Consider the following 13,572-nt stretch of genomic DNA (forward strand, 5'->3'; position numbering starts at 1 on the left):
CGGTCGGCCGCGACGAACTCCGGGTCCACGCCGAACCGGGAGCGGTACCGCTCGTACGCCGACAGGCTCTCGAAGCTGAACAGCGGCTCGGCCCGGTCGCTGGGGGTTTTTGTGGTGGTGTTGGGTGGGGAGGGTCAGTGGTGCGGTGATGTGGGGGAGGAGGTGGGTGTCGGGGCCGATTTCGAGGTAGGTGGTGGTGTGGTGGTGGGTGAGGTGGTTGATGGCGTGGTGGAAGTTGACGGTGTTGCGGGTGTGGGTGGCCCAGTGGGTGGGCCAGTCGGTGGTGGGGGTGAGGGGTTGGCCGGTGGTGGTGGAGATGAGGGGGATGGTGGCGGGGTGGTGGGTGAGGGTGGCGGCGGTGTGGGTGAGGGCGTCGAGGATGGGATCCATGAGGGGGGAGTGGAAGGCGTGGCTCACGTGTAGCCATCGGGTGCGGTGGTGGTGTTGGTGGAGGTGGTGGGCGATGGGTTCGAGGTCGTGGCGGGGTCCGGCGAGGACGATGTTGGTGGGGGTGTTGATGGCGGCGATGGCGGTGTGTTCGGTGAGGAGGGGGGTGATGTCGTCGATGGTGGTGGTGACGGCGAGCATGGCGCCGCCGGTGGGGAGGTTTTGCATGAGGCGGGCGCGGGTGGTGATGAGGGTGGCGGCGTCGGGGAGGGTGAGGATGCCGGCGGCGTGGGCGGCGGTGATTTCGCCGATGGAGTGTCCGGTGAGGTAGTGGGGGGTGACGCCGGTGGCGCGGAGGAGGTGGTAGAGGGCGGTTTCGATGGCGAAGATGGCGGGTTGGGCGTAGCCGGTTTGGTGGAGCAGGGTGGCTTCGGGGGTGCCGGGTCCGGCGAAGAGGAGGGTTTTGAGGGGTCGGTCGAGGTGGGGGTCGAGGTGGTGGCAGGCGGTGTCGAGGGCGTGGGCGAAGGTGGGGAAGGTGTGGTAGAGGTCTTTGCCCATGCCGGGGTGTTGGCTGCCTTGGCCGGTGAAGACGAAGGCGGTGCGTCCGTCGGTGGGGTTGCCGGTGATGAGCGCGGGTGTGTCGTGGCCGTGGCCGTGGGCGAGGGCGGTGAGTGCGGTGTGGAGGTCGTGGGGGTTGGTGGCGGTGATGGCGGCGCGTCGGGGCATGCTGGCGCGGCTGGTGGCGAGGGTTCGGGCGATGTCGTTGAGGGGTGCCTGGTCGATTGTGGGTAGTAGTCGGGCGGCGTAGTCGGCCAACGCTTGGTCCGTCTTGGCTGACAACAGCCACGGCAGGAGCACGTCCGGCTCGTCGGGAACGTCCTCCGTGGCCTGCGGGGGCTGTTCCAGGATGACGTGCGCGTTGGTGCCCGAGATGCCGAAGGAGGAGACGGCGGCCCGTCGGGGGCGTGGTGTCGTCGGCCAGGGCAGGGGGTCGGTGAGCAGTCGTACGGTGTCGTCCCAGGGGATGTGGGGTGAGGGTTCGTCGGCGTGCAGGGTGCGTGGCAGGGTGCCGTGGCGCATCGCCTGGATCATCTTGATGATGCCGGCGACGCCGGCGGCGGCCTGGGTGTGCCCGATGTTCGACTTGATCGATCCCAGGTAGAGCGGCTGGTCGGTCGGGCGGTCCCGGCCGTAGGTGGCCAGCAACGCCTGCGCCTCGATCGGGTCACCCAGGGAGGTGCCGGTGCCGTGCGCCTCGACCACGTCGATCTCGGCGGCGGACAACCGTGCGTTCGCCAGCGCCTGACGGATGACGCGTTCCTGCGACGGCCCGTTCGGTGCCGTCAGTCCGTTGCTGGCTCCGTCCTGGTTCACCGCCGAGCCCCGAATGATTCCCAGCACCGGGTGTCCGTTGCGCTGGGCGTCGGAGAGCCGCTCCAGAACCAGGACGCCCACCCCCTCGGCCCAGCCGGTGCCGTCGGCCCCGGCGCCGAAGGACTTGCACCGCCCGTCCGGCGCCAACCCCCGCTGCCGGGAGAAGTCGACGAACACACCCGGTGTGGCCATCACGGTCGCCCCGCCGGCGAGCGCGAGGGAGCACTCGCCGGACCGCAGTGCCTGACCGGCCATGTGCACCGCCACCAGCGACGACGAGCAAGCCGTGTCGACAGTGATGGCGGGGCCCTGCAGGCCGAAGCTGTAGGCGAGGCGCCCGGAGGCCACGCTCCCCGCCGTACCCGTGCCGATCAGCCCTTCGAGCTGCGAGGAGTGCCCCAGGGAGACATAGTCGTGGTACATGATTCCGGCGTAGGTGCCGGTGTCACTGCCGTGCAGGCTGGCGGGGTTGATGCCGGCCGACTCGATCGCCTCCCACGCGACCTCCAGGAGCAGCCGCTGCTGCGGGTCGGTGGCCAGCGCCTCCCGCGGCGACATGCCGAAGAACTGCGCGTCGAACGCTCCGGCGTCGTACAGGAAACCGCCGTGGCGGGTGTAGGAGGTGCCCAGCCGGTCGGGGTCCGGGTCGTAGAGCGCGGACAGGTCCCAGCCCCGGTTGTCGGGGAACGGGCCGATCGCGTCGGTACCGGAATCGACCAGCCGCCACAGGTCTTCCGGCGACCGCAGCCCGCCCGGATACCGGCAGGCCATCCCGACGACCGCGATCGGCTCGTCCGTGCCGGACACCGCGGCGCGCTCGGGCTGCGCGGGGGACTGCTCGTCGGTCAGCCGGGACACCAGGTACCCGGTCAGGGCGTCCGGGGTGGGATGGTCGAAGATCAGCGTGGTCGGCAGGGACAGGCCGAGCTGGCTGGTCAGGTCGTTGCGCAGCTCGACCGCGGTCAGCGAGTCGAAGCCGAGCTGGTTGAAGGCCACGGTGAGGTCGAGCGCTCGCGGCGACGAGTGGCCCAGCACCCGGGCGACGTTGTCGCGGACCAGGTCGGACAGGGCCTCGGCCAGCGCGGTCGAGGAGAGGCCGGCGAGCCGCGGGCCGCCGTTCACCCGGGCGCGGGTGGGCCCGCCGCGCCGGACGACGAGATCGCGGAGCAGCGGCGGGACCGTCTCCGTACCGGCCGATCGGAGGGCGGACAGGTCCAGCGGCGCAGCGACCAGGTACGGGTCACCGGCGGCCAGCGCCTCGTCGAAGAGACGCATGCCGTCCTCCGTCCCGATCGGCACCAGGCCGACCCGCCGCATCCGGGCCAGGTCGGTGTCCGTGAGGTGCCGGGTGATGGCGGAGGCTTCGGCCCACGGACCCCAGGCGATGGTGGTGGCGGGCCGGCCCTCGGCGCGGCGGTGCACCGCGAGGGCGTCGAGGAAGGCGTTGGCCGCGGCGTAGTTGCCCTGGCCCGGTGCGCCCAGCGTGGCGGTCAGCGATGAGAAGAGCACGAAGGCGGACAAGGGCTGGTCCTGGGTGAGCTGGTGCAGCTGCCAGGCGGCGTCGGCCTTGGGCGTCAGCACCGGGTGCAACCGGTCCGGGGTGAGCGCGGTGACGGTCGCGTCGTCGAGGACCGCGGCGGTGTGGACGACCGCGGTCAGCGGATGGTCGCTGTCGATCGCGGCGATCTCGGCGGCGAGGGCGTCCCGGTCGGTGATGTCGCAGGCGTGGATGGTGGCGTGGGCGCCCAGATCGGTGAGTTCCGCGTGCAGGCGGGCCGCCTCGGGCGTACCGGCCCCGCTGCGGGAGAGCAGCAGCAGACGTCGGACGCCGTACCGGGATGCCAGGTGCCGGGCGACCAGGCCGCCGAGCGTGCCGGTGCCACCCGTGATCAGCACGGTGCCCTCGGCGTCCCAGTGCGGGGGCCGCCGATCCTGTCCGGCGGCGGCGAGGCGGGGAACGTGCCGGACACCGTCGCGCACGGCGTACTGCGGGTGGCCGTCGGTGACCAGGGCGGCCAGCAGACCGGGGGTGACAGTGCCGTCGGCATCGAGGTCGACGAGGACGATCCGCCCGGGGTGCTCGGTCTGGCTGGAGCGCAACAGCCCCCAGACCGGCGCGGTGGCGAGGTCGCCGGTGGTGGCGCCGCGGGTCACCACCACGAGCTGGGTGCCGGCGAACCGGTTGTCGCCGAGGAACTGCTGGACCACGGTCAGCGCCCGCTCGGTCACGGCATGGGCGTGCGCGGCGGGATCGTCGCTGCCGGGTGGCGGCACCGGATGGACGACCACCCGGGGCGCCCGCTCGGCGATCTCCGCCAGCTGCGCCGCGACCGGCAGGTCGGCCATCCCCGCCGGGCCGGCGCCGAGCACGAACGCCGAGACCGGGTCGGCGGCGGGCGCGTCCGGCAACGGGCGCCACTCGACCACCCGCAACGCCGCGGAGACCGGGTCGGCGAGCTGATGCGGCGCCACCGCGCGCAGGCGCAGCGACGCCACCGTCGCCACCGGACGGCCCGTGGCGTCCGCGACCGCCAGGGCCGCCTCCGTCGCGGACCGGACGGTCAGCCGTACGCGCAGCGCCGTCGCTCCCGTGCCGTGCAGCGTCACCCCGCGCCACGAGAACGGCACCAGCACCTCGTCGGTGTCCGTCCGCGCGGCGACGGCCAAGGCGTGCAACGCGCCGTCGAGCAGAGCCGGATGCAGGGTGAACCGCCGCGCGTCCCGGACACCCTCGTCGAGGGCCACCTCCGCGTAGACGTCCGCACCGTCCCGCCACGCCGCCCGGAGTCCCTGGAACGCCGGCCCGTACTCGTAGCCCCGCGACGCGAGCCGGTCGTACAGGTCGTCGACCGCCACCTCCGACGCGCCGGGCGGGGGCCACGCGGACAGGGCGACCGCCTCGCCCGGCTCGCCGGCCAGCAGGCCGGTGGCGTGCAGCGTCCACGACCCGGCGTCGTCCGGCCGCGAGTGGATGGTGAGCGCCCGGCGGCCGTCCGCGTCCGGCGGGCGCACGGTCACCTGGACCGGCATGTCGCCCCGCTCGGGCAGGATCAGCGGCGCGTCGAGGGTCAGTTCCTCGACGCGTCCCGAGCCGCCGTGCTCCGCCGCGTACATCGCGATCTCCGCCATCGCCGCGCCGGGTAGCAGCCGCGCGCCCATGATCCGGTGGTCGGCCAGCCACGGCTGGGCGTCGGTCGCGAGCAGCCCGGTGAGCACCTGCGTGCCGTCGTCGGCCAGGTCGACTGCCGCGCCGACCAGCGGATGGCCGGTCGAGGAGAGACCCAGCCGGGCCGCGTCCCCGATGTCGGCCGAGGAGGCGAGCCAGAGCGACTCACCCACGAACGGGTAGGTGGGCAGCTCGGTGAGCACCTCGGCGGCGCCGATCAGGTCGCGCCAGCCCACCGGGTGGCCGGCGACGTGCACCTCGACCAGGGCCCGCAGTGCCGTCTCGGGCTCCGGCCGCCGTGGATGCAGCACCGGCACGGTGACGCTCTCCGGCAGGCAGCCGCGTACCAGGCCGGACAGCGTGGTGTCCGGGCCGAGTTCGAGGTACGTGGTGACGCCCTCCGAATCCAGTGCGGACACCACGTCGGCGAAGCGCACCGCGGCGACGACGTGTTCCACCCAGTACTCCGGGTCGGTGAGGTCGTCGCCGCTCGGGGACGTGCCCCGCGTGACCACCGGGATGGTGGGCGGCCGGAAGGTCAGCCCGGCGATCGCCGTCCGGAACCCGGCGAGCGCCGGGCGCATCAACGGGGAGTGGAACGCGTGGCTGACGCGTAGCTGCCGGGTGCGGTGCCCGCGCTCGTCGAGCGTCCCGGCGATCCGCAGCACGGTGTCCTCGGCGCCCGAGATGACGACCGAAGCGGGGCCGTTCACCGCGGCGAGGCTGACGTCGTCCCGCCCGGCCAGCAGCGGGAGCACCTCGGCCTCGGCCGCGTCGACCGCGACCATCGCCCCGCCGGCGGGCAGCGCCTGCAGGAGCCGGCCGCGCGCCAGTACGAGGGTCACCGCGTCGGGCAGCGAGAGCACCCCGGCGACGTGCGCGGCCGTGATCTCGCCGATCGAGTGGCCGGCCAACTGATCCGGGGTGACTCCCCAGGCGGCGAACTGCCGGTACAACGCGACTTCCAGCGCGAACAACCCGGCCTGTGTGAACGCGGTCCGGTCCAGCAGGCCGTCGGTGCCCGGCGCGCCGAACAGCACGTCCCGCAGGCTACGACCGAGTCCCTCGTCCAGCAGAGCGCAGACCTCGTCGAGGGCGGCGGCGAAGACCGGCTGGCTGTCGTACAACTCGCGGCCCATGCCGGGCCGCTGGCTGCCCTGACCGGTGAACACGATGGCCAACTTGCCCGCACGGACCGGTGCGGCGGTGGTCTCCAGGTCGGCCAGCGCGGTCAGGCCGGCCAGCAGCTCGTCGCGGTCTTCCGCCACGATCGTGTGCCGATGCCCGAACGTGGGGCGCCGGGTCAGGGTGTACGCGACGTCCGCCGGTGCCACCTCGGGCCGCTGATCCAGGTACGCCCGCAACCGGACGGCCTGCTCCCGCAGCGCCGCCGCGGTCTTGGCGGACAGCACGTACGGCAGCGCCACCGGCTGCCCGGCGGGGGCCGGCACCTGCGACGCGGGCGCCGACTCGACGATCACGTGCGCGTTCGTGCCACTGATGCCGAACGACGACACCGCCGCCCGTCGCGGCTCCCCGCCGGTGTCCCAGTCGCGCGCCTCGGTGAGCAGCGACACCGCGCCTGAGGACCAGTCCACGTACGGCGTCGGCTCGGTGACGTGCAGGGTCCGCGGCAGCCGCCCCGCCCGCATCGCGAGGATGAGCTTCATCAGCCCGGCGACTCCGGACGCAGCCTGGGCGTGGCCGATGTTCGACTTGATCGAGCCCAGCCAGAGCGGCCGGTCCCGGCCCGGCCCGTACGTGGCGATGAGCGCCTGCGCCTCGATCGGGTCGCCCAGCCGGGTGCCGGTACCGTGCGCCTCGACCGCGTCGATGCTCGCCGGGGTCAGCTGCGCGTCGGCCAGGGCGGCCCGGATCACCCGCTGCTGGGACGGGCCGTTGGGTGCGGTCATGCCGTTGCTGGCACCGTCCTGGTTGACCGCCGAGCCGCGGACGACCGCCAGCACCGGGTGGCCGTTGCGGTGGGCGTCGGAGAGCCGCTCCAGCACCAGCATGGCCGCGCCCTCCGCCCAGGACGTGCCGTCCGCGTCGGCGGAGAACGGTTTGCACCGGCCGTCCGGCGCCAGCCCGCGCTGGCGGCTGAACTCGGTGAACATCATCGGGCCGGCCATCACGGTGGCGCCGCCGGCCAGGGCGAGGCCGCACTCGCGCTGGCGCAGGGCCCGTACCGCGAGGTGCAGCGCGACGAGCGACGAGGAACAGGCCGTGTCGATGGTGACCGCCGGGCCCTCCAGCCCCAGGTGGTACGCCACCCGGCCGGAGGCGATGCTCGTCGCGTTGCCGGTGAGGTAGTAACCCTCGATCGCGGTCTGCGACCGGGCACCGTACTGGTTGTAGACGACGCCCGCGTAGACGCCGGTGTTGCTGCCGCGCAGGCTCGCCGGGTCGATGCCGGCCCGCTCGGCGGCCTCCCAAGAGGTCTCGAGCAGCAGCCGGTGCTGCGGGTCGGTGGCCAGGGCCTCGCGGGGGCTCATCCCGAAGAACGCCGGATCGAAGCGGTCGGCGTCGTACACGAAGCCACCGTTGACCGAGTACGACGTGCCGGCGTGGTCCGGGTCCGGGTCGTACAGCGCGGCGGTGTCCCAGCCCCGGTTCTCCGGGAACGGGCCGATCGCGTCGGTACCGGTGTCCACCAGCCGCCAGAGGTCCTCCGGCGACCGCACGCCGCCCGGGAAACGGCAGGCCATCCCCACCACGGCGACCGGCTCGTGCGCGTTCGCCTCCGCCTCGGCCAGGCGGCCGCGGGTCCGGTACAGCTCCTCGGTGACCCGCTTGAGGTAGTCGACGAGCTTGTCGTTCTCGGAATTGCTGCTGTTCATGTCCTGACCTCTGCGAGACGCGGGGCGGTATCAGATGCGCTGGAGCGCGACACCGGCCGCCGACCAGTCGCTGGGATCGACGGCGACGCCGGCCACCGGGTCGCCCGGTCCGCTCCGGCGGTAGGCGTGCGCCAGCTGGAACAGCGGCAGGGAATTCGCCGCGTGGCCGATCTCCTCGACCACGCTGTCGCAGCGGTCCGCCGCGACCGCCAGGTGTCGCGCGGTGATCCCGGCCAGCCCGCCGGGAAGCTGCGGCGGCAGCAGGCGGGCCAGGTCGGCGCAGCGCCATCCGACGCCGTCGAGCAGGTCACCCAGCAGGTCGCCGGCCAGCTTCGGCACCGCCTCCGCGATGATGTCCCGGTCGTAGGCGACCACCGGGCCGGGGGACCCGCGCTCGGCGACGCCGTGCCAGTCGGCTGTGTAGCCGGGCGGGAGACCGGCAGTGCCGCGCCGCATGACCAGCCGCTGCAGCAGGTACGCTCCCGGCCGGTCCAGCGTGGTCACCACGACCGCGGCCGCGGCGTCGCCGAACGAGGCGGCGTCGAGCGCGCTGCGCTCGGACGCGGCTCCCGAAGCCGCCGGGATCTCCAGCTGCTTGGTGCTGACGTCGCCGGCCAGGACCAGCACGGTGTGCCGGCGCCCGGTCGACACCATCTGCGCCGCGACGCCGATCGCCTGCAGCGCGCCGGTGGCGCCCGCCTGGATCTGGTACGAGGGCACGTGGTCGATGCCGAGCCGGTCGGCGACGAGGTTGACCGTCGCGGGCATGAGGCTGTCCGGCGTCGCGGTGCTCATCACCACCCCGCCGATCTCCCCGCACGTCACGCCGGCCTCCGCCATGGCCTGCCCGGCGGCGGTGGTGGCGAGGTCGGCCAGCGTCGCGTGCGGTGGCCCGCCGTCGAGGTCCCGGCAGAGGTGCCGGGACCGGATGCCCAACGTGTCGCCGAGGCGGCGCGCCGGCTCCGCGGCCAGGCCCAGGTGCCGGGCCAGTGTCGCGGTCGCCACCGGTGGACCGGGCAGCGCGGTGCCGACCGGGAGCACGCGAATCGACATGGCGTTCATCCCAGGTTCCCTCCTTGCCGGTTGCCTGCCAGTGTTCGGGCGACGCCTAAAGGGCGGCTTGTCGGCGCGGTCAGGGCTGCCGCCCGAGGTGCCGGAGCAGCTGGTCGGACGGGGAGCCGCCGCCGGCGATCGGGAGGGCGTACATGCTGCCGCGTTGCATCTCGACCGGCGGCCACTGCCGCGCGAAGGCGAGGACCGGTTCGGCCAACTGCGGCGGGATCGGCACGTCCTCACCGGTGCTGCGCCCGATGTCCCAGCCGTGCACCACGACCTCCAGGAGGCTGACGCCGGCCGCCGAGCGTGCCGGGATCGGCCCCATCTCGGTGGCGCACTCGCGGTCCAGCGCTCCCTGCGCCTGCCAGGCCGTGCGGGCCTGGTCGACCCGGCGGACGAACGCGTCGGCCGGATCCTCGTCGCCGAGGCGGTCCTCGGTGGCCAGCGCGTGGGCGCCGGCCTGGGTCAGGACGTGGTCGCCGGACACCGCCCAGGCCAGCACGTCGATCGTCCCCAGCGTGTGGTTCAGCAGGGTCCGCAGGTTCCACGCGGTGCACGGGGTGGCTGCGTCCAGGCCGTCCCGGCGGACGTACCGGACCCGGTCCGTGGTCCAGCCGAAACCCTCGTCGAGCAGTTCGATGATCTCCATGTCTCCCTCACTCACTGCCGTTGCCGAGCCGGCGGTCCAACAGCGCGAAGAGCTCGTTGTCGGAGGCCGACGTGATCTGTTCGGTGGACGTCGCGGGGGTGCCCCGCAGTTCGTCCCAGCGGACGAGGAGCCGCCGCATCCGCCCGGTGATCTTGTCCAGGGTCGCGTCGTCGCCGGCCACGGTCATCACCTCGTCGGGGGACAGCGCCGACAGCGCCGACTCCAGCCGCTCCAGGTCGTCCAGCAGCTCCGGCCCGGACGGCTCGGCGTCGGGGAAGAGCAGCGAGTGCACCTGCCGGCCGAGGATCATCGGACTCGGGTGGTCGAACACGATCGTGGCGGGCAGCCGCAGCCCGGTGATCGCGCTGAGGCGGTTGCGCAGCTCCACGGCGGTCAGCGAGTCGAAGCCCAGCATCTTGAAGGGCTTGGTCTCGTCGACGTCGTCGCCGCCGTGTCCGAGCACGGTGCCGGTCAGCTCCCGTACGGCAGCGATCACGCTCTGCTCCCGTTCCGCGACCGGCAGGCCGGCGAGGCGGGTGGCGAGCGGCGCGGCGCCGTCGGACGTCTCCCCGCCGGTCGCGGCACGCCGGCGCGGTGACGCGGTGGCCGGGAGAAGGCCGCGCAGCGGTGGCGGCAGCAGGCCGGCCTCGGCGTCGGCGCGCAGTCGCGCCAGGTCCAGTTGCGCCGGTACCAGCACCGCGTCCGGCGCGGTGAGGGCCAGGTCGAACAGCCGCAGACCCCGGTCCGGGGGTAGCGCCACGAGGCCGATGCGACGCAGGCGGGCCAGGTCGGCGCGGTCGAGATCACCGGTCAGGCCGGAGCCGGGCGCCCACAGTCCCCAGGCCAGCGACGTCGCCGGCAGGCCGGCCGCCCGCCGGTGGCCGGCGAGCGCGTCCAGGAAGGCGTTGGCGGCGGCGTAGTTGGCCTGACCCGGCGTCCCGATCGTGCCGGCGATGGAGGAGAACAGGACGAAGGCGTCGAGCGGGACGTCCCGGGTGAGCTCGTGCAGGTGCCAGGCGGCGTCCACCTTGGGCCGGAACACGGCCCCCACCTGCTCATCGGAGAGGCCGGTGACCAGACCGTCGGCAAGTGCTCCGGCGGCGTGCACGATCGCGCCCAGCGGGCGATCGGCCGGCACGCTCGCCAGCAGGTCCCGGACGGCGTCGCGGTCGCCGATGTCGCAGGCCACCGCGGTGACCTCGGCGCCCAGGGCGCGTACGTCCTCGGTGAGTTCGACGAACCCGGCGGCGGCGGCGCCCCGGCGGCTGGCCAGGAGCAGGTGCCGCACGCCGTGCTCGGCCGCCAGGTGGCGGGCGACCAGCCGGCCGAGCGTGCCGGTGCCGCCGGTGACCAGGACCGTCCGGTCCGGATCGAACGTGCGCGGTGGGGTGTCGTCGACCGCCGCGATCCGGCGCAGCCGGAGCACGTGCGGCGTGCCGTCCCGCACCGCGACCTGGTCCTCGCCGGTGGCGAGCGCGACGAGGACCTCATCGGCTTCACCGGCGCAGTCGACGAGCAGGAATCGGCCCGGGTTCTCGGTCTGCGCCGACCGGACGAGCCCCCACACCGCGGCGGCGGCCGGGTCGGGGTGCCGGCCGTCGGCGGTCGCGACCGCGGCACGGGTGACGATCGCCAGCCGGGCATCGGTCAGCCCGTCGTCGGTCAGCCACTCCCGTAGCAGGCGTAGCGTCCGCACGGTGACCTCGTGGACGCGCCCTGGCATCACCTCGGCGTCGTCGGGGACCACCGTCACGACCGCGATGTCCGGGGCGGGGGCGCCGCGCGACACGGCGTCGTGGAGCGCCGGTAGGTCGTCGTACCCGTCGACGGTGTGCCCGGCCGCGCGCAGCGCCTCGACGGCGCCGCCACCGAGGACGGCCAGCCGTCCGGCCGGCGCGCCGACCGGCGCGGCGGGCTCCCAGCCGGGCCCGAGCAGGGAGCGCGCCACGGCGGCCCGGCCCCGGTCGACGGAGCCCTCCGGCAGCGGCCGCGTGGTGACCGCCCCGATCGTGGCGACCGGCTGGCCGGCCCGGTCGGTCAGCGTGAGGGACAACGTGTCCGGGCCGGACACCCGGGCGTGGACCACGAGGCGGTCCGCGCCGCCTGCCGTCAACGTGACGTCACGCCAGGCGAACGGCAGTCGGAGTTCGTCGGTGCCGCCGGTGAGGAAGACCGTCTGCAGGGCGGCGTCCAGCAGCGCCGGGTGGATGCCGTACCCGTCCGGTTCGGCCGGCGCGGGCAGGACCACCTCGGCGTAGACGTCGTCGCCGTGCCGCCACGCCGCCTGCAGGCCACGGAAGCTCGGGCCGTACCGGTAGCCCGCGTCGGCGAGCTGTTCGTAGAGGTCGTCCACGGGCAGGGGGGACGCGTCAGCAGGTATCCCGGCACCGCCCGCCGGCGGGGACGGCACGGTGGGCGTGAGGACGCCCGAGGCGTGGGTGGTCCACGCCGGATCGCCGTCGGTGCGGGCGTGGACGCTGAACGTACGCGCTCCGGACCCGTCGACGGGGTCGACGCTGAGGCGCAGGTCGGCTTCGCCGTGCTCGGGCGGGAACAGCGGCGTGTGCAGGGTCAGCTCACCCACCGTCGTGGCCGGCCCGTGTGCCGCGGCCTGCAACGCCATCTCGGCGATCGCCGCGCCCGGAACGAGCACCGTCTCCTCCACCGCGTGGTCGGCCAGCCACGGATGCGTACGGATGGAGATCTTCCCGACGAACTCGGTACGCCCGTCCGGGAGGTCGATCGCCGGCTCCAGCAGCGGCCGTTGGCTCTGCGGGTTGAGCCAGTAGTGGTGGTGTTGGAAGGGGTAGGTGGGGAGGTTGATGGTGTGGGGGTTGGTGGTGGTGGGCCAGGTGGTGGGGTGGCCGGTGGTGTGGAGGTGGGCGAGGTTGGTGAGGAAGGTGGTGGGGTTGTGGTGGTCGCGGCGGAGGGTGCCGGTGATGGTGGTGGGGTGGGTGGTGGTGTGGGTGATGTCGGTGAGTGCGGTGGTGAGGGTGGGGTGGGGGCTGGGTTCGATGTAGGTGGTGTGGCCGTGGTGGAGGAGGGTGGTGATGGTGGGGTGGAGTTGGACGGGTTGGCGGAGGTTTGTGTACCAGTAGTCGGGGGTGAGGTGGGTGGTGTCGAGGGGGGTGGTGGTGACTGTGGAGTAGAAGGGGATGGTGGCGGGTTGGGGGTTGATGGTGGCGAGTGTGGTGATGAGGTGGTTTTTGAGGGGTTCGACGTGGGGGGTGTGGGAGGCGTAGGTGACGGGGAGTTTGCGGACTTGGATGTTGTGGGTGCGGTAGTGGTGCAGGAGGGTGTCGAGTTGGGTGGTGTCGCCGGCGATGACGGTGGAGGTGGGGCTGTTGATGGCGGCGATGTGGAGGTCGGGGTAGGGGGTGAGGTCGTGGTGGAGTTGGGTGTGGGGTAGGGCGATGGTGGCCATGGCGCCGTGGTGGGGCAGGGTGGTGATGGCTTGGCTGCGCAGGGCGATGATGGTGGCGGAGTCGTGGAGGGTGAGGGCGCCGGCGATGTGGGCGGCGGCGATTTCGCCTTGGGAGTGGCCGATGACGGCGTCGGGGTGGATGCCGTGGTGTTGCCAGAGTCGGGTGAGGGCGATCATGAGGGCCCAGAGGGCGGGTTGGACGACGTCGACGCGGTCGAGGCTGGGTGCGTGGGGTTGTTGGGTGAGGACGTCGATGAGGTTCCAGTCGGTGTGGGGGGCGAGGGCTTCGGCGCAGGCGTTGATGTGGTGGGTGAAGACGTCGTTGGTGGGGTAGAGGTCGCTGGCCATGGCGGGCCATTGGGCGCCTTGTCCGGGGTAGACGAAGGCGGTTTTGCCGGTGGGTCGGGTGGTGTTGGTGATGAGGTGTGGTGCGGGTTGGTGGTGGGCGAGGGCGTGTAGGCCGTCGAGGAGTTCGGTGGTGTGGGTGCCGATGATGACGGCGCGGTGGTCGAATGTGGTGCGGGTGGTGGTGAGGGTGTGGGCGATGTCGGTGGGTGGTGCGGGGTGGTTGGTGAGGTGGGTGTGCAGGGTGTGGGCTTGGGCGTGGAGTGCGGGCAGGGTGTGGGCGGAGATGGGCCAGGCGACGACGGGGGTGGGGGTTGGGGTGGGTTCGGTG

At 73.4% G+C, this 13,572-nt stretch carries 4 protein-coding genes; all 4 read right to left on the bottom strand.

Annotation, left to right across the window (positions count from 1 at the left end; genetic code table 11):
• Positions 1–7,767: type I polyketide synthase (locus tag C8054_RS32170; protein ID WP_158273911.1), on the bottom strand; the 7,767-nt coding region annotated here is incomplete at its 3' end.
• 30 nt (positions 7,768–7,797) lie between these two features.
• Positions 7,798–8,820: a 3-oxoacyl-ACP synthase gene (locus tag C8054_RS31025; RefSeq protein ID WP_146180015.1), complete on the bottom strand. Its 1,023-nt coding sequence runs from the start codon at positions 8,818–8,820 to the stop codon at positions 7,798–7,800.
• A gap of 79 nt (positions 8,821–8,899) precedes the next feature.
• On the bottom strand, positions 8,900–9,472 hold the full coding sequence (locus tag C8054_RS31030) for a TIGR03086 family metal-binding protein (RefSeq protein WP_107162712.1): 573 nt from the start codon (positions 9,470–9,472) through the stop codon (positions 8,900–8,902).
• A gap of 7 nt (positions 9,473–9,479) precedes the next feature.
• Positions 9,480–13,572 (bottom strand): SDR family NAD(P)-dependent oxidoreductase (locus tag C8054_RS31035; RefSeq protein WP_146180016.1); only part of this gene is annotated, 4,093 nt, incomplete at its 5' end.

It is taken from the genome of Micromonospora sp. RP3T, assembly GCF_003027925.1.
GTDB lineage: Bacteria > Actinomycetota > Actinomycetes > Mycobacteriales > Micromonosporaceae > Micromonospora.

Excerpts from the sequence above, each read along its gene's own strand:
- C8054_RS31025 (WP_146180015.1), bottom strand. The coding sequence starts at position 8,820 with ATGTCGATTCGCGTGCTCCCGGTCGGCACCGCGCTGCCCGGTCCACCG.
- C8054_RS31030 (WP_107162712.1), bottom strand. The coding sequence starts at position 9,472 with ATGGAGATCATCGAACTGCTCGACGAGGGTTTCGGCTGGACCACGGAC.